13 protein-coding genes are annotated in these 16,435 nt (G+C 67.3%); 7 read left to right on the top strand and 6 right to left on the bottom strand.

All coding sequences use genetic code 11. The features are described from left to right. Positions 1-126 precede the first annotated feature (126 nt). Genes AC3FJ6_RS09585 through AC3FJ6_RS09575 form a run of 3 tightly spaced genes read left to right on the top strand, consistent with a single transcriptional unit; the run spans position 127 to position 1,861 of the window. Complete coding sequence (locus AC3FJ6_RS09585) at positions 127-636, top strand: MotA/TolQ/ExbB proton channel family protein (protein ID WP_400397596.1); 510 nt, start codon at positions 127-129, stop codon at positions 634-636. Next, positions 633-998: a DUF2149 domain-containing protein gene (locus AC3FJ6_RS09580; RefSeq protein ID WP_488771651.1), complete on the top strand. Its 366-nt coding sequence runs from the start codon at positions 633-635 to the stop codon at positions 996-998. Before AC3FJ6_RS09585 ends, AC3FJ6_RS09580 begins: the two co-directional genes overlap by 4 nt. Further along, the gene (locus AC3FJ6_RS09575; RefSeq protein ID WP_488771650.1) at positions 995-1,861 is read left to right on the top strand and encodes a ChaN family lipoprotein; all 867 of its coding nucleotides are present in this window, start codon (positions 995-997) and stop codon (positions 1,859-1,861) included. Before AC3FJ6_RS09580 ends, AC3FJ6_RS09575 begins: the two co-directional genes overlap by 4 nt. A gap of 158 nt (positions 1,862-2,019) precedes the next feature. On the opposite strand, the gene AC3FJ6_RS09570 is transcribed toward AC3FJ6_RS09575, so the two are convergent. After that, positions 2,020-3,498: a sensor histidine kinase gene (locus tag AC3FJ6_RS09570; RefSeq protein ID WP_488771649.1), complete on the bottom strand. Its 1,479-nt coding sequence runs from the start codon at positions 3,496-3,498 to the stop codon at positions 2,020-2,022. Position 3,499: 1 nt separating this feature from the next. Further along, positions 3,500-4,192 (bottom strand): response regulator, encoded by a 693-nt coding sequence (locus AC3FJ6_RS09565; RefSeq protein ID WP_092600542.1) that lies wholly within the window; start codon positions 4,190-4,192, stop codon positions 3,500-3,502. Positions 4,193-4,405: 213 nt separating this feature from the next. Here AC3FJ6_RS09565 and AC3FJ6_RS09560 point away from each other — a divergent pair, with 213 nt between their 5' ends. After that, positions 4,406-5,497, top strand: a complete 1,092-nt coding sequence (locus AC3FJ6_RS09560; RefSeq protein ID WP_488771862.1) for an ABC transporter substrate-binding protein — start codon at positions 4,406-4,408, stop codon at positions 5,495-5,497. 55 nt (positions 5,498-5,552) lie between these two features. On the opposite strand, the gene AC3FJ6_RS09555 is transcribed toward AC3FJ6_RS09560, so the two are convergent. Continuing rightward, the gene (locus AC3FJ6_RS09555; protein ID WP_488771648.1) at positions 5,553-6,266 is read right to left on the bottom strand and encodes a TetR family transcriptional regulator; all 714 of its coding nucleotides are present in this window, start codon (positions 6,264-6,266) and stop codon (positions 5,553-5,555) included. A gap of 432 nt (positions 6,267-6,698) precedes the next feature. On the opposite strand from AC3FJ6_RS09555, the gene AC3FJ6_RS09550 reads away from it, so the two are divergent. From AC3FJ6_RS09550 to AC3FJ6_RS09540, 3 genes are read left to right on the top strand one after another with little or no spacing between them, the layout of a single operon-like run. Beyond that, positions 6,699-7,967, top strand: a complete 1,269-nt coding sequence (locus AC3FJ6_RS09550; protein WP_488771647.1) for an efflux RND transporter periplasmic adaptor subunit — start codon at positions 6,699-6,701, stop codon at positions 7,965-7,967. 39 nt (positions 7,968-8,006) lie between these two features. After that, positions 8,007-11,162 carry an efflux RND transporter permease subunit gene (locus AC3FJ6_RS09545; protein ID WP_488771646.1) on the top strand — a complete coding sequence of 1,052 codons (3,156 nt, stop codon included), beginning with the start codon at positions 8,007-8,009 and terminating at the stop codon, positions 11,160-11,162. A 2-nt stretch (positions 11,163-11,164) separates the two neighbouring features. Further along, a complete protein-coding gene (locus AC3FJ6_RS09540; RefSeq protein WP_153946257.1) occupies positions 11,165-12,643 on the top strand; it encodes an efflux transporter outer membrane subunit in 1,479 nt (492 codons plus the stop codon). Positions 12,644-12,721: 78 nt separating this feature from the next. Here AC3FJ6_RS09540 and AC3FJ6_RS09535 read toward each other — a convergent pair whose 3' ends face one another. From AC3FJ6_RS09535 to AC3FJ6_RS09525, 3 genes are read right to left on the bottom strand one after another with little or no spacing between them, the layout of a single operon-like run. After that, entirely contained in the window at positions 12,722-13,573 is an 852-nt protein-coding gene (locus tag AC3FJ6_RS09535) for an OmpW/AlkL family protein (RefSeq protein WP_488771645.1), read from the bottom strand. A gap of 22 nt (positions 13,574-13,595) precedes the next feature. After that, positions 13,596-14,879 carry a DUF2957 domain-containing protein gene (locus AC3FJ6_RS09530; protein ID WP_488771644.1) on the bottom strand — a complete coding sequence of 428 codons (1,284 nt, stop codon included), beginning with the start codon at positions 14,877-14,879 and terminating at the stop codon, positions 13,596-13,598. Between the two features lie 60 nt (positions 14,880-14,939). Beyond that, positions 14,940-16,328, bottom strand: coding sequence for a DUF2957 domain-containing protein (locus AC3FJ6_RS09525; protein WP_488771643.1), 1,389 nt, complete (start codon positions 16,326-16,328; stop codon positions 14,940-14,942). Between the last annotated feature and the right edge of the window lie 107 nt (positions 16,329-16,435).

Raw genomic sequence — 16,435 nt, 5'->3', positions numbered from 1 at the left:
GCAACTGCAACACCCGGCGGTGGGCCGGGCGGCGCAGAGTCGCATACTGATCTACTCAAAGAATTTAACTTAGATATTTATGCGTTCGGTTATTCATCGTATGGATATCCGTCGTCGCGCTAGACCATGACCCCTACCCTGCTTGAAACCTTGATGTACGACGTTGGCCAGCTGTTCCTGTATCCGACGCTGGCGCTGATCGGGTTGCTGTTCCTCTACGCGTTCTGGGCGCTTGGCGATTTTGCGATGCAGGCCTGGCTGCGCGGCCGCCATCCCGTCAGCTCGGGCCGCGGCTATCCGCTGGTCGCCTGGGCGCGCCGGCACAAGGTGAGCCACCCCGACGCGCTGGACGTCACGGCGCACAAGCTGCTGGAACGTCCGCGCATTGCCACGCGCGTGGCACCGATGCTGGGCCTGGTGGCCACGATGATCCCGATGGGGCCGGCGCTCAAGAGCCTGTCCGGCGGGAATCTGGCCAATGTGGGCGAGAACCTGACCATCGCGTTCTCGGCCGTGATCCTGGCGCTGATCGCGGCCAGCATCACGTTCTGGGTGGTCAATGTGCGCCGGCGCTGGCTGGCCGAGGAACTGGTCTGGCTGGGCCAGTCGCAGCCGCAATGGGAGTCCGAGGCATGAAGTTCCTGGAGGAGAGCGAGGCCGACGATCCGATCCTGTCGGTCGTCAACCTGATTGACGTGTTTCTGGTGGTGATTGCCGCCCTGCTGGTGACCATCGCCCAGAACCCGCTCAATCCGTTCACGCACCAGGACGTGACGATCATCTCCAACCCGGGCAAGCCGAACATGGAAATCGTGTCGCGCCAGGGCGAGAAGATCGTGCGCTACCAGGCCAGCGGCCAGGTGGGGTCTGGCGACGGCATCAAGGCCGGCGTGGCCTATCGCATGAAGGATGGATCGATGGTCTACGTACCCGAGACGCCGGTGGCAGCGAACGGCGGCACCCAGACACAAACGCAACCGGAGCCCGCCCGGCCATGATGCGCACACCCGTTGCCCTGCTTGCGATGGCGGTGGCCGTGGCGCTTGCCACCGGCTGCGCATCGACCGCCATGCCGCCGCCCCCTGCCACGCCGGCCGCGATCGGCCTGATGTTCCCCGACAAGTCATACGTGCTGCTGGGCGAAGTTCACGACAGCGCCCCGGCCCAGCAGCAGCGCCTGCAGGCGCTGACGCGTGCGGTGGAAGCGGGCTGGCGTCCGGCCATCGCGATGGAGCAGTTCGACCGCGAACGTCAGTCCGATATCGAGCGGGCCCGGCGCGAACGGCCGCACGATGCCGACTACCTGATCGAACAGGCGGCCGGCAGCCAGAGCGGATGGGACTGGGCGCTGTACAAGCCCGTGGTGGCGCTGGCGCTGCAGTACGACTTGCCGCTGCGCGCGGCCAACCTGTCGCGGGCCGACGCGGCAAGGATCGTGCGCGGTGGCTATGGCGATGTCTTCGCCAGCGACCAGCAGGCGGCGCTGGGGCTCGATGGCGCGTTGCCTGCCGACATCGTGACGGCACAGACCGCCGTGCTCGACGCCGGCCACTGCGGCCATTTTCCGCAGGCCATGTTGCCGGGCATGCTGAACGCGCAGGCGGCGCGCGACGCCGTGATGGCGCAGACGCTGCGGCCCTACGCCGGCCGGGGCGCGGTGCTGATCGCCGGCAACGGCCACGTGCGGCGCGACATCGGCGTGCCGCGCTGGCTGCCCGAGGACGGTTCGCGTGTGCTCAGCGTCGGGTATATCGAGCCGGATTCGCCCGACAAGGGCTTCGACGTCGTGGTGCGCGTACCGGCGAAGGAGCGCGACGACCCGTGCAAGGGGGCGGTGATGGGCAAGCCGATGAAACAGTGAGCCACCTGCCTGCATTGCTCCCCTCTCCCGCGAGCGGGAGAGGGGCAGGGGGAGAGGGCGAGCCGTTCCAAATGCGACGGGTCAGCAAGCAGAACCTCGATGCCCTCTCCCCCGACCCCTCTCCCATTCCATGGGAGAGGGGAGCCGGACAGCAGCAGCTAAGTATCCGCCAGCGCAAAACTCAGTTCCGCGCGCAATCCCCGGCCCTGCGTGGCATCGCGCAGCGTCACCTTGCCGCCAAATCTGGCCGCCATCTCGCGCGTGATCGCCAGCCCGAGACCCGAGCCGGGCTCGGTGTTTTCCACGCGCCTGTAAAAGCGCGCAAATACCTTCTCGCGTTCGCTCTCCGGAATGCCGGGGCCATCGTCCTCGACCACCAGCAGCGCGCGGCCTTCGCGTTGTGCGGCCGATAGCGTGATGCGGCTGCCGCGCCCCGAGTACTGGATCGCGTTGTGTACCAGGTTGGCCAGTGCCTCGCGCAGCAGGGCGGCGTCCGCACGGACCGGCAGCGTCAGGCCGGCAGGCCGCTCCCATCCAAAATCCTGCTGCTTGCCGCGCGCCAGCGGCAGGTAGTCCAGCGCCACCTGTTCCGCCACCGTGACGGCGTCGATGATGCCCGCTTCGTCATCCTGCGTGGTGCCTTCGCGCCCCGGCTGCCGCACGCGCGCCAGGGCCAGCAGCTGGTTGGTCAGGCGCGCCGCCTGTTCCAGCTGCGTGACGATGCCGCCGACGGCCTCGGCGGCGGCTTCGCGGGCCGGCTCGTCCTGCCGCAACTGCAGCTGCCGCTGTGCGAATTCCGCCTGGGTCTTGAGGATGGCCAGCGGCGTGCGCAGCTGGTGCGCGGCGTCGGCAATGAACTGCGCCTGCGATTGCGCCATGGTCTCCGAGCGCGATACGTGCAGGTTGACCGCATCGACCAGCGGCCGCACCTCCACGGGTACCACGTCGAAGGCCAGTGGCGCGAGATCGTCGGGCGAACGGGCGCGGACGTCGTCGCGTACCCGTTGCAGCGGCTTGAGCACGTAGGTGATGCCGCCGACCAGGATCACGGCCGACAGCACGATCAGCGCGATATCGCGCAGCAGCGCGCTGCGCCAGACGTTGCCGATCAGGGCGGCGCGCGGCTCCGCGGTTTCGGCCACCTGGATGATGACGCGCATGTTGGCGTCGGGCCGGTAGATGGGCCGCGCCATCGTGGCGACGCGCACCGGATCGCCGTGGTAGATGGCGTCGTTGAAGCGCGGCACGTTGTTGGCCAGCGGGCCCTTGGGCAGCGGCAGGTCGTCGTAGCCGGTCACGGTCTCGATGCCGCCGCCGCGTTCCATCGACACGCGATAGAACACATGGGTCTGCGCGGCCGTCTCGAACATCTCCATCGCCGCGTCAGGCAGCGTGAGCTGCACGCTTTCGCCAGCCATGCCGATGGCGTTGTCGATGGTGCGGATCGAGCCGTACAGCGAGCGGTCGTAGGCCGTGTTGGCGGCATCGCGCAGGGTGCCGTAGGTGAACCAGGTGTCGACAGCCATCATCAGCGCCAGCGCCGGCACCAGCAGGATCAGCAGCTGGCGACGCAGGCTGCCGCGCAGCCACAGCCGCACCGGCAGGCGGGCGCGCTGGCGCAGGTGGCGGCGCCACATGTCAGGCTCCGGCCCTGGGCGGTTCCGTGGCTTCGGGTTCCAGCAGGTAGCCGAACCCGCGCAGCGTGACGATGGTGACCCCGTGGCCGGTCAGCTTCTTGCGCAGGCGGTAGACCAGCACTTCGATGGCGTCGGGGCTCACGTCGGCATCGAGCGAGAATACCTTGTCCAGCAGTTGCGCCTTGGTCAGCGGCTGGCCGCTGCGGGCCAGCAGGGCGCCGAGCAGCGTCGATTCGCGCGGGGTCAGCGACAGCGGTGCGCCGCCCAGCGTAAAGCTGCGGGTCTCGCCGTCGAACACCAGCGTGCCGCATTGCAGGCGCGGATGCGCGCGGCCGCGGCTGCGGCGGATCAGGGCGAGGATGCGGGCTTCGAGTTCGGCGATGGCGAACGGCTTGGGCAGGTAGTCGTCGGCACCCAGGTTCAGGCCGCGCACGCGTTCATCGAGCGTGTCCTGGGCGGTCAGGATCAGCACCGGGGTGCGGTCGTCGCGGCCGCGCATGGACTTGAGCACGGCCAGGCCGTCCTTGCCGGGCAGGCGCAGGTCCAGCACCACGGCGTCGTACTCCTCGGCCATCAGGCGCGCTTCGGCCTGCAGGCCATCGGCGACGTGCTCGATCACGAAGCCGCCCTGCTCCAGCGCACGTGCCACCCAGCGGGCCAGTTCCACTTCGTCTTCCACCAGCAGGATGCGCATGCCGGACCTCCTCTGCCCGCTCTTGTCGTGTCTCGCGGGCCGCCCCTGCGTGCCGCGGGCGCCTATAATACCCCCGCCCTGCCCGCAGGTGTCTGCTGGCTGCCTCGCCCACGTCCGCACACCATCGTCCTGTCTTCTCCGCCGCCCGTGCCGCCCCCACCCCCGGAACCGTCCTGCTTCACGCGTCGCCAGTTGCTGCTGGCAGGTGGCGCCATGGCCATGGGGTTCCCGGCGCTGGCCCAGCCAGGGCCGCGTGTGCCGGATGGATATCCGGGCGACTACGCCGACGTCATCGCCCGCGCCCAGCGCGAGGGGGGCGTCACGGTGTACGCATCCACCGACCTCGAAGTGGTGCAGCCGCTGATCCAGGGGTTCGAGGCGCGTTATCCCGGCGTGCGCGTGCGCTACCAGGACCTCAACACGCTGGAACTGCATGAGCGGTTCCTGGCCGAGAGCGCGGGCATGGGCCCGGCGCCGCCCAGCCGCGACGCCGCCTACGCCGACGTGCTGTGGAGCACGGCCATGGACCTGCAGATCAAGCTCGTCAACGATGGCCATGCGCAACGCTACGAGTCGCCCGAGCGCCCCGGACTGCCCAGCTGGGCGGTGTGGCGCGACGAAGCCTGGGGCACGACGTTCGAGCCGGCCGTCATCGTCTACAACCGCAAGCATTTCGCGTCGGCGCATGTGCCGGGCAGCCGCAGCGGCCTGGCGCGCCTGCTGCAGGAGCATGCGCCCCAGTGGCGCGGCAAGGTGGTGACGTACGACGTGGAGCGTTCGGGGGTGGGCTACCTGCTGGCGCAGCAGGACGCCCGCATGGGCAACGAATTCTGGTACCTGGCGCAGGCGCTGGGGCGTGCCCAGGTGCAGATGTCGGCATCGACGGCCGACATGGTCGAGCGCATCGCCAGCGGAGAACTGGTGCTTGGCTACAACCTGCTGGGGTCGTACGCGCTGTCGCTGATGGAGCGCGGCGCCGGTATCGGCGTGATTGCGCCGCGCGACTACACGCTGGTGATGTCGCGCGTGGCATTTATCGCGCGCCGGGCGCCGCGGCCCAATGCCGCCCGGCTATGGCTCGATTACCTGCTGTCGCGCGCAGGGCAGGCGTTGCTGGGGCAGTCCACGTCGCAGCTCTATACCATCCGCACCGATACCGACAGTGCGCATACGGCCAACGCCCTGGCAGAGCGGCTGGGCTACGCGCTCAAGCCGATCAGCGTGGGGCCGGGCCTGCTCGCTGCGCAGGACGCCCTGCGCAAGAAGGCCTTTCTCGCGCGTTGGCGCGAGGCCCTCAAGGGTTGAGTCGGGCGGGGTCGGTGGTTGGGGTGGCCGGGCTGAAGCTGCCGGCACCGGATGCCTATTCGGCGACGACCTGCGGCTGGCGCTCGCACAGCGCGGCCATTTCCTGGTCCAGCGGCGCCATCGGGCGCGGCACGTAGCCCACGCGCAAGGCCGGGGACAGGCGCAGCGTATCGATGAAGGTGTCCGCCAGGCGCTCGGCCTCGCGGTTCAGGTCGAAATCGGTCGGGGAGAACAGCCAGTGGGCCAGCACGCCGCCGATCGCGGCGTGGAATGCCATCACGGCCAGGTCCAGATCCAGGTCTGCCGGCAACTGGGCGCGTTCCATGGCCAGGCGCAGATGCTCGCGCATCTTGACCGTGCCGTCCTGGTGCGACGCGCGCTGGCGTTCGAAGATGGCGCCGTTGTCCTCCACCATCTCGCACTTGTGGAAAATGATCTCGAAGACGCGGCGCCACTGGGGATTGGTGACGGTCTGACGGAACACGAAGGCGCAGATGTCGCGGATGCCGCCGAGCGGATCTTCCTGCAGCGCCAGGCGCTCGGGCGCGCACAACGCTTCCACGGGCAGGTTCACGCGGTCCGCCATGGCGGCGAACACGTCGCTCTTGTTCTTGAAGTGCCAGTAGATCGCGCCGCGCGTGACACCGGCCGCCTCGGCGATGTCCGCCAGCGACGGGCGCGCCACGCCACGGGCGTGGAACACGGCCTCCGCCGCGTCCAGAATCCGGTTGCGCGTCTCGAGTGCTTCTTCCTTGGTACGTCTGACCATTTCCTCTTTTCCCGGGGCCAGTGGATGGCCGTCCGGGTCTCCTGATGCCAACGCGCAAATGCGCCGAAGGGCTTCTCTTTCCAAATTGCTCTACCGCACCGGCGGCCGCATCGTACCTTGAATGGAACAATCGTGCTTACAGGGGCGGAACATTCCAATGCACACAACAGGTGCCATGTGTTGCTAACTGCGCTAATTTCGTAACCGGGACTTACATACATGCGCGAATGTATCTATACTACTCGCCTGTCCGGATTTCGGCCAAGCCGTTTTTTTGGCCGGTTGCGGTGATCATCCACCCGCAACCTCTGGCGTCCGTTTGACTCAAGCATCACTTTTTTAGCCGCCGCGCCCCGCCCCCGGGGCGCGCCTGCTTCCAGCCCAGCGTTGGGGCGGCGCGGCAGATCTCAAATTTTCATCATGGGGTTATCGATGAGGAAGTCCCAACGTATCCGTAGCGCAGCCGTTGCTGCCGCCGTCACTGCCGCTGCCCTGGCGCTGTCTGCCTGTGGCCAGAAGGCGGCTCAGGGCGGCGCGATGCCGCCGCCGGAAGTGGGTGTGGTCACCGTCACGCCGTCCGCGGTTGCCGTTGTCAATGAACTGCCGGGCCGGCTCGAAGGTGTGCGCACTGCCGAAGTGCGTGCGCGTGTCGAAGGCATCGTCCTGTCCCGCAATTACACCGAGGGCGGCGAGGTCAAGGCCGGCCAGGTGCTGTTCCGCATCGATCCGGCCCCGTACCAGGCGCAGCTGGCCTCGGCCAAGGCGCAACTGGAGCGCGCCGAAGCCAATGCGGTCTCCGCGCGCCAGAAGGCCGAACGCTACAAGCCGCTGGTGGCCGTGAACGCGGTCAGCAAGCAGGAATATGACGAAGCCGTGGCCGCCGCAGGCCAGGCCAATGCCGACATCGCCGCCGCCAAGGCCGCCGTGACCACGGCCCAGATCAACCTTGGCTACACGACCGTGACGTCGCCGATCTCGGGCCGCGTGGGCCGGGCACTGGTGACCGAAGGGGCGCTGGTCGGCAAGGGAGAGGCCACCAAGCTGACCACCGTCGAGCAGGTTGACCCGATCTGGGTGACTTTTACCCAGCCGGCTTCGGAAGTGGCGCGCCTGCGTGCCGCCATCGAATCGGGCAAGGTCAAGGGTGTGAACGGCGGGGCCAAGGTGCATCTGTACCCGGAAGCCGGCGACAAGGAATACGCCGCGACGGGCAAGCTGCTGTTCTCGGACATGACCGTCGACCCGACCACCGGCGCCATCACGCTGCGGGCCGAATTCCCGAATCCGAAGCGTGAACTGCTGTCGGGCACGTTCGTGCGCGTGAAGATCGAGCAGGGTGTCGACGAGAACGCGCTGACCGTGCCGCAGCGCGCGCTGATCCGCAGCGCCCAGGGCGCCAGCGTGCTGGTGGTGGGCGCCGACGGCAACGTGGCCGCGCTGCCGGTCAAGGCGCCGCAGGCCATCGGCGACCGCTGGGTCGTGACCGAAGGCCTGAAGGGCGGCGAAAAGGTGATCGTGGAAGGCCTGCAGAAGGTGCGCCCGGGCGCGCCGGCCAAGGCCGTGCCGTTCCAGGCCCCGAAGACGGCCGATGCCCCGGCATCGGCGCCGGCCGCCACCGCGCAGGGCGACAAGCCCGCCGCGGACGGCAAGGACGCCAAGGACGCCAAGGCCGACGACAAGTCGGCCGCCAAGCAGGGCTGATCGGGCCCTCGACCAAAGCCATAAAAGGGAGCCAGTTTCATGGCGAAGTTTTTTATCGACCGGCCGGTGTTCGCGTGGGTGCTCGCGCTGATCATCGCGCTGGGCGGTCTGTTGTCGATCGTGCAGTTGCCGATTGCGCAGTACCCCAATATCGCCCCGCCGATCATCACGGTGACCACCACCTACCCCGGTGCGTCGGCCAAGACGATCGAGGACTCGGTGATCACGCCGATCGAGCAGGAGCTCAACGGCGCACCCAACCTGCTCTATTACGAATCGCAAAGCGAATCGTCAGGGCTGGCCACGATCAACATCTCGTTCGCGCCGGGCTCGAACGCCGACCTGAACTCCGTGGAAGTGCAGAACCGCCTGAAGCGCGTGGAAGCGCGTCTGCCGGCGGAGGTGCGCCAACAGGGCGTGCGGGTCGACAAGGCCGGCAACAACTACATGATGTTCATCACGGTCTCGTCGAAGTCGGGTAAATCCGACGCGATCGAGCTCGGCAACTTCGTGTCGGCCCAGGTGGTGGATTCGATCCGCCGCGTGCCCGGCGTGGGTGCGGCCGACCTGTTCGGCACCGAGTACGCGATGCGGATCTGGCTGGACCCGGCCAAGCTGACGGGCTACAACCTGACGCCGCTGGACGTGACCGCCGCCGTGTCGGAGCAGAACATCCAGGTGGCCGTGGGCGAACTCGGCGGCACGCCGTCGCCGCGCGGCACCGAGTTGAACGCCACGGTCAACACCGAAAGCCGGCTGACCACGCCCGATCAGTTCGCCAACATCCTGCTGCGCGTGAATCCGGACGGCTCGTCGGTACGCATCAAGGACGTGGGCCGCGTGGAACTGGGCGGCGCCGACTATTCGACGCTGGCCCGCATCAACGGCAAGCCGGCGTCGGCCATCGCCATCAAGCTGTCGCCCACGGGCAACGCGCTGGCCACGGCCACCGCCGTGCGCGCGAAGATGGACGAGCTGCAGCGGTTCTTCCCGCCCGACTACGAATTCAGCGTTCCCTACGACACGTCCGCGTTCGTGAAGATCTCGATCGAGGAAGTGGTCAAGACGCTGCTGGAAGCCGTGGTGCTGGTGTTCCTGGTGATGTACCTGTTCCTGCAGAACTTCCGGGCCACGCTGATTCCGACGCTGGTGGTGCCGGTGGCGCTGCTGGGGACGTTCGGCGCCATGCTGGCGTTCGGCTTCTCGATCAACGTGCTGACCATGTTCGGCATGGTGCTGGCCATCGGTATCCTGGTGGACGATGCCATCGTGGTGGTCGAGAACGTCGAGCGGATCATGAGCGAGGAAGGTCTCTCGCCACGCGAGGCCACCCGCAAGGCCATGAGCCAGATCACGGGCGCCATCGTCGGCATCACGCTGGTGCTGACCGCCGTGTTCATCCCGATGGCGTTCTTCTCGGGCTCGGTCGGCAATATCTACCGCCAGTTCTCGCTGTCGCTGATCTCGTCGATGGTGTTCTCGGCCATCCTGGCCCTGACGCTGACCCCGGCCCTGTGCGCAACGCTGCTCAAGCCGGTCGAGGCAGGCCATCATCACGAGAAGAAGGGCTTCTTCGGCTGGTTCAACCGGACGTTCGCCACGGCGTCGACCGGCTACCAGGGCATCGTGGCCCGCATCCTCAAGCGCTCGGGCCGCTACCTGATCGTGTACGCGGTGATCATCGCCGGCGTGGTCCTGCTGTTCCAGCGCCTGCCGTCGTCGTTCCTGCCTGACGAAGACCAGGGCTACATGATCACGGTGGTGCAGCTGCCCACGGGCGCCACGCAGGAGCGCACGATCGGCGTGCTCAAGCAGATCGAGGACTACTACCTGCAGAAGGAATCGAAGGTGGTGGACCAGATGATCACCGTGGCGGGCTTCTCGTTCTTCGGCCGTGGCCAGAACGGCGGCATTGCGTTCGTGCGGCTGAAGGACTGGAAGGAGCGTCCGGGTGCGGACCAGACCGCGCAGGCCCTGGTGGGCCGTGCGTTCGGCGCGCTGTCGTTCATCAAGGACGCGATCATCTTCCCGCTGAACCCGCCGGCCATTTCCGAGCTGGGCAACTCGTCGGGCTTTGACTTCCGCCTGCAGGACCGGACTGGCCAGGGCCACGCGAAGCTGATGGAAGCGCGCAACATGATGCTGGGCATGGCCGCGCAATCGCCTGCCCTGGTGGGCGTGCGTCCGGAAGGCCAGGAAGACGCGCCGCAGCTGCGCATCGACATCGACCGCGAAAAGGCGCGTGCGCTGGGCGTGGCGGTGGCGGACATCAACCAGACGCTGTCGATCTCGTTTGGCTCGTCGTACGTGAACGACTTTATCTACGAAGGCCGCGTGCGCCGCGTGATCGTGCAGGCCCAGGGGTCTGACCGCCTGCTGCCCGACGACCTGGGCAAGCTGCGCGTGCGCAATGCCAACGGCGACATGGTGGCGTTCTCGGCGTTCTCCACGTCGCAGTGGGTGATGGGCTCGCCGCGCCTGGAACGCTACAACGGCATGCCGGCCGTGAAGCTGGCAGGTCAGGCCGCGCCGGGCAAGTCCACGGGCGAGGCGATGCGCGTGATGGAAGAGAACTTCGCCAAGCTGCCGCCTGGCTTCGGTTTCGAGTGGTCGGGCCAGTCTTATGAGGAACGCCTGGCCGGATCGCAGGAGCCGATCCTGTACACGCTGTCGCTGATCATCGTGTTCCTGTGCCTGGCGGCCCTTTACGAGAGCTGGTCGATCCCGGTATCGGTGCTGCTGGTGGTGCCGCTGGGTGTGATCGGTGCGCTGCTGGGCGTGACGCTGCGCGGCATGCCCAACGACGTGTACTTCAAGGTGGGCCTGATCGCCACGATCGGTCTGTCGGCCAAGAACGCCATCCTGATCGTGGAATTCGCCAAGGACCTGCAGGCGCAGGGCCGCAGCCTGGTCGATGCCACGCTGGAAGCGGTGCACCTGCGGTTCCGCCCGATCCTGATGACGTCGATGGCGTTCATCCTGGGCGTGCTGCCGCTGGCCATCTCCACGGGTGCGGGCTCGGGCAGCCAGCGCGCCATCGGTACCGGCGTGATGGGCGGCATGATCACGGCAACGTTGCTGGCCATCTTCCTGGTGCCGGTATTCTTCGTCGTGGTGCGCAGCCGGTTCAAGGGCAGCCGCGCCCAGCACGAACGTGAGCAGGCGCGCCTGGAAAGCAGCCAGAGGGAAATCTGACAATGACCAAGACTTTGACCACATTGCTGCTGGTGGCCGGGGTGATGAGCGGCTGCACGCTGGCGCCGCACTATGACCGCCCCGCCGCCCCCGTGGCTGGCAGCTATCCGGCTGCGCCGGAGGGTTATGCCACGGCCGAGGTGAAGAGCGGCGAAACCCGCCAGGCCACCGATATCGGCTGGCGCGAGTTCTTCACCGATCCGCGCCTGCAGACGCTGATTGCCACGGCGCTGGAAAACAACCGCGACCTGCGCACGGCCGCGCTGCGGATCGAGGAAGCGCGCGCACAGTACCAGATCCAGCGCGCCGACCTGCTGCCGACCATCAACGGCAACGCGAGCTTCCAGCGCGGGCGGTTCTCGGGCACGACCTCGGGCGTGTCCCAGTCGTTCACCGGCAACATCTACCAGGTGGGCCTGTCGGTGACGCAGTGGGAGCTGGACTTCTTCGGCCGTGTGCGCAGCCTGTCGAATGCCGCGCTGGCGCAGTACTTCTCCACCGAGGAAGCGCATCGGGCCGCCTATATCTCGCTGGTGTCGGAAGTGGCCAAGTCCTATCTGGCCGAACGCGCCGCCGCCGAGCAGTACGACCTGGCGCGCGAGACGCTGGAGGCGCGCCAGAGCACGTACGAACTGTCGAAGAAGCGTTTCGATGCCGGTGCCACCTCGGCGCTGGACCTGCGCGACAACGAATCGCTGGTGGCCCAGGCGCGCGTCTCTGCCGCGCAGCTGGCGCGCCAGCGTGCGCAGGCCCAGAACGCGCTCGAAGTGCTGGTGGGCAAGCCGATCGCCGAGATCCCGAACCTGCCGGCGCCGATGCGCCTGTCCGACGAGCGCATCATCAGCGACATTCCCGAGGGCCTGCCCTCGGAACTGCTCACGCAGCGTCCCGACATCCGCCAGGCCGAACAGGCGCTGCTGTCCGCCAACGCGAACATCGGGGCGGCCCGCGCGGCGTTCTTCCCACGGATCACGATGACGGCCAGCGCCGGGAACATCAGCACGTCGTTCACCAGCCTGTTCGACAACGGTGCCGGCGTGTGGTCGTTCTCGCCGCAACTGGTGCTGCCGATCTTCGACTACGGCCGTAACCTGTCGAACCTGGATCTGGCCAACGTGCGCAAGAACATCCAGGTCGCCAACTACGAGAAGACGATCCAGACCGCGTTTGCCGAAGTGGCCGATGCACTGGTGGCGCGCGGCACGCTCGAAGAGCAGGTGGCGGGCCAGGAGGCGCAACGCAATGCGGAAGCCGCGCGCTACGAGCTGTCGCGCCTGCGTTTCCGCAGCGGCGTGGCCAGCTACCTGGACGAACTCGATGCGCAGCGCCAGCTGTTCTCGGCCGAGCAGGCACTGGTACAGGCACGCCAGCTGCGCCTGACCAATGCCATCGACCTGTATCGCGCACTGGGCGGCGGGCTGAAGGAAACCGGCGCGGTGGCCCAGGCGGCGCCGCAGCCGGCGACGCAGACCACGCAGTAACGCATCGAGCCGGAAGCAGACGCAAACAGGGCGAGGCCGCGATGGCCTCGCCCTTTTTCTTGCGCGCGTGACAGCCGCTCAGAACTTGTACGTCGCCGCCAGGAAGAAGACCAGCGGATTGGGCCGCAGCGTGGTTTTCGATGTTGACAGCACGGTGCCGTCCGACGCCTTGATCGTCATCGTCGATTCCGATTTCAGCGGAATGTACGTCACCGCGCCGGTCACGCCCCAGTGCTCGTTGACGTTGTACGTGCCGCCGACGTTGAAAACCGGCGCCCATGACGACGAGGCATCGGCGCTGACCGAGGTCTGCCCCGGGATGCCGGCCCCCGCCGCCAGGATGGCGCCAAGGTTGTTGTTGACCGACTGGGCGAAGGCCGGATTCACCTTGATATCGGTGAAGAAGTTATACGACACGCCGAGGCCGACGAACGGCCGGAACGTCACCCCGGGCGAACGGAAGTGATACTGCACCATGGCGGCGGGGCTCCATTGCCGCGCCTGCGTGATGATCGGATTCAGCGACGGGTCGCCCAGGCTCTGGTGGCCCAGTGCGCCGGCCGGTCCCGGCGGAATCAGCTCGCCATGGCCGTAGATCTTGAAGGTCGGCGGAATGCCGCCCACGGCGGTAATGGCGATGTGGTCGGTCACGAAGTGGCTGAACGTGAGACCCAGCGTGTCGGCGTTCGACGACGACAGGCCGCTGCCCGGGGCCGAGAACGTCGAGGGCAGTCCCAGCGGATAGTTGATCGGCACATCCACCACGTTGGTGGTCAGCGGCCCGCTGGTGCCAAAGGTCTGGATATGGAACCAGCCGGCCGACACCACGTTGTCGCCTGCCTTCTGGGCGTGGGCGGGCGCGGCAAGGCACGCGGCAACGGTGGCGCCCAGGGCAAGAAGGTGCTTCACGGCAAGTCGCTTGTTCTGCATGGTCATGTCTCCCCGGTTCCTGTTATTCGACGAACGCGCCGATCGTGAAGTACGGGCTGCCGTTGCGGTTTTCCAGGAATCCGAACACGCCGCCGGTGAACATCAGCTTGCCGGTGATGCCGGGTGTGCCCTCCTTGCGCGTGGTGGTGATCACGCCTGCCGTGGTCTGCGAGAAGTCGAGCTTCAGCGCCACGGCGCGCGTGGCGTCCGACGCGTGGAACGGGTCGAGCATGGCGGCGTCCGCGCCCACCAGTGCCGTGGTCTTGTAGTCGAAGTTGCTGTCCACGCCGACGTACTCGCCATTGACGGTGCCCTGCGTGGCGGCCACGGCAGGCGCCATCATGCCGATGCCGATCTCGTCGTCGGCGCCCAGCGGCAGCTTGTCGGCGCTGGCATAGCCCACGCGGATCATCACCGGCACCAGTTGTCCGCGCAGCTTGCCGACAATGAGGTACGCGCGGCCCATCACATTGCCCAGCGTCGGCGGCTGTTCGCCTTCATAGTTGGTCGACACCAGTGCGCCATTCGATTGCGCCACGAACTTGTTGCCCTTCTGCTTGCAGGTGCCGCCCGCCTTGTTGTCGCAGACCGTGAACGAGCCATCGGCAGCCAGCGACATCCTGTAGTCCTGCGCCACCTGGGCGAAGTTCTTCGACGGGATCTCGTGGAAGCCCGATCCGTTGTAGAGCCCGGCGATCTTGCCCAGGTCGGTCTCGGTCTGCGCAAAGCCGATGAACTGGAAGTACGGGAACGTGGTGTCGGGCACCGCGCCCGCACCGAGCAGGCCGTTGAACTGGATGCGGGCGCCCGGGATGGTGCCGCCCATCACGCCCTCGCCCAGGAACAGCTTGGCCGGGCGGGCCGGGTCCAGGCTCGCACCCTGCAGCACGAAGGCGCACTGGTTCAGCTTCTGCGTCGGCAGGCCGGTTTCCTGCGCCAGCGTGCCGGTCATCACGTTCTTGCCGCCGGTGGGGTCCGAACGCGTCGGCGACACGGTGCCCGTGGTGCGCGGCACCGACGAATCGAGGAACGTCACGGCCCAGGTCTTCTGGGTGGTGTCGATCTGCACCTTGACCAGCTCGCCGGAGCCGGTGCCGCCGATATACGGCGTCGAGTAATCGACCGATGCGGGGCACAGGCGCGGCGTCACCGCGGCGGGCGTGCTGCTGCCGCCGCCATCGCCGCCGCCGCCGCCGCAGGCGGCCAGCAAGGCGGTGGTGACAAGCGCCAGCGCCAGGCGCGGCATCCGGGTCCGCTGCGAGGGGGTGCCGGCGGTGCGCGGCGAAAGCGATTGCGGCAGTTGCATGATGATGTCTCCTTGGTGCTTTCTTATGTGTGAGGCAGGGTTCTGGATACGCGGCGCGCGCTAGCGGTTGGCCACCGCGCTGACGCGGAAGGTCGGATCGGAGGCGTCGCCGAACAGGTGCGCGTACACGGGCCCGGTGGTGATCAGCGAACCGGCCTTGCCGCTGTTGTCGACGGTGCTCACCACGCCCGGGCGCGTTGCCTGCGTGAGATCCATCTGGAAGCCGCCGATCGGCGTGAGCGACGGGTCTTGCGGATCGAGCCAGGCACCGACGTTGTCGTGCAGCGACGACGCCACGTACTTGAAGTCGCTGCCCGCGCCGATGTAGCCGCCCTTGAGGGCGGCGGCGCTGGTCGCCGTGGTCGGCGACAGCAGCGCGATGCCCGATTCATCATCGACGCTGAGGATGATGTTGGAAATGTCGGAGAAGTCGACGCGCGCGTAGCCCACGCGCACCAGCAGCGGCACCAGCTTGCCTTCGAGCTTTCCCACGATCAGCACGCCTTTGGCCAGCGTCTGGTTGCCGGCCGCGAACGTCTGGGTGAAGAAGAACGGATACGGTTTCTGGCCGGTGGAGTCGAAGCTTTCGAAAGCGCCGTCGGTGCCTGCACGCAGCTTCCATGCCTTGCCGGTGGTCACGCAGTTGCCCGAAGCCACCGTGCAGGTGCCGTCGGCGTTGAGGGTTTCCACCTTGTTGGCGACCGCGGGCACGAAGTGGTTCGTCGACAGCGGATTGCCCCCTGACGGAATCAGGTGGTAGCCCAGCACGTTGTAGCTGCCGGCCACCTTGCTGAAATCGGTCTCGGTTTCGGCAAAGGCCAGCACCGGGTACATCGCGAAGGTCGTGGCGGGGATGGCGCCAAAGCCGGGAACGGCGTCGGTGCCGCCGAGGCCGTTGTACTTGATCGTGGCACCCGGAATGCCGCCGCCGGCCACGCCATTGCCGACGAACAGGATGGGGGGATGGGCCGGATCGATGAGCGCCTGCGAGGTGCCGTCCGATGCCGTCGCGGTCTTCAGTTCGTATGCGCAGTTGTTCTGGGCTGCAGTGGGCAACGGCCGGGTGGGATGCGACATCGTCCCGGTGATGGTCACGCCGGCGCGCGTCGGGTAGATATCGGCCGTGGTCTTCGGCACCGGCGATTCCAGGAACTGGATGCGATACGTGCCCTTGGTGCTGTCGAGCTGGATCTTCACGAATTCGCCCGCGCCCGATCCCCCGGTGTACGTGGTGCGGTAGTCCAGCACGCTCGGGCAGATGGCGGCCACTGGCTGGTTGACCGTGGGACCGGACGGGCTGCACGTTCCATTGGTGGCGCATTGCTGCGCGGTGGCTTGCGGCGTGCTGCCGCCGGGATCTCCGTCGCCGCCGCCGCAGGCGGACAGCGCGATCGTCAGGCTTACCCCAGCCAGGCAAAAGGCGGTGCGTCGAAAGTTCGACTGTTTCATGGTGGTCTCCTCGTTCTTATGACGGGCGCACCGGCACTGGCCGAGGTGTCGCACGGTGGTCGGAATCTCGCGTTTCAAGCGCCTGCGCGCAATAGAGCGCATGTTCC

Source organism: Cupriavidus sp. 94F1, assembly GCF_057798875.1.
This window is presented reverse-complemented; position numbering and strand designations above follow the sequence as displayed.

Excerpts from the sequence above, each read along its gene's own strand:
- AC3FJ6_RS09535 (WP_488771645.1), bottom strand. The coding sequence starts at position 13,573 with ATGCAGAACAAGCGACTTGCCGTGAAGCACCTTCTTGCCCTGGGCGCC.
- AC3FJ6_RS09565 (WP_092600542.1), bottom strand. The coding sequence starts at position 4,192 with ATGCGCATCCTGCTGGTGGAAGACGAAGTGGAACTGGCCCGCTGGGTG.
- AC3FJ6_RS09525 (WP_488771643.1), bottom strand. The coding sequence starts at position 16,328 with ATGAAACAGTCGAACTTTCGACGCACCGCCTTTTGCCTGGCTGGGGTA.
- AC3FJ6_RS09575 (WP_488771650.1), top strand. The coding sequence starts at position 995 with ATGATGCGCACACCCGTTGCCCTGCTTGCGATGGCGGTGGCCGTGGCG.
- AC3FJ6_RS09570 (WP_488771649.1), bottom strand. The coding sequence starts at position 3,498 with ATGTGGCGCCGCCACCTGCGCCAGCGCGCCCGCCTGCCGGTGCGGCTG.
- AC3FJ6_RS09550 (WP_488771647.1), top strand. The coding sequence starts at position 6,699 with ATGAGGAAGTCCCAACGTATCCGTAGCGCAGCCGTTGCTGCCGCCGTC.
- AC3FJ6_RS09585 (WP_400397596.1), top strand. The coding sequence starts at position 127 with ATGACCCCTACCCTGCTTGAAACCTTGATGTACGACGTTGGCCAGCTG.
- AC3FJ6_RS09580 (WP_488771651.1), top strand. The coding sequence starts at position 633 with ATGAAGTTCCTGGAGGAGAGCGAGGCCGACGATCCGATCCTGTCGGTC.
- AC3FJ6_RS09530 (WP_488771644.1), bottom strand. The coding sequence starts at position 14,879 with ATGCAACTGCCGCAATCGCTTTCGCCGCGCACCGCCGGCACCCCCTCG.
- AC3FJ6_RS09545 (WP_488771646.1), top strand. The coding sequence starts at position 8,007 with ATGGCGAAGTTTTTTATCGACCGGCCGGTGTTCGCGTGGGTGCTCGCG.
- AC3FJ6_RS09540 (WP_153946257.1), top strand. The coding sequence starts at position 11,165 with ATGACCAAGACTTTGACCACATTGCTGCTGGTGGCCGGGGTGATGAGC.
- AC3FJ6_RS09555 (WP_488771648.1), bottom strand. The coding sequence starts at position 6,266 with ATGGTCAGACGTACCAAGGAAGAAGCACTCGAGACGCGCAACCGGATT.
- AC3FJ6_RS09560 (WP_488771862.1), top strand. The coding sequence starts at position 4,406 with ATGGCCATGGGGTTCCCGGCGCTGGCCCAGCCAGGGCCGCGTGTGCCG.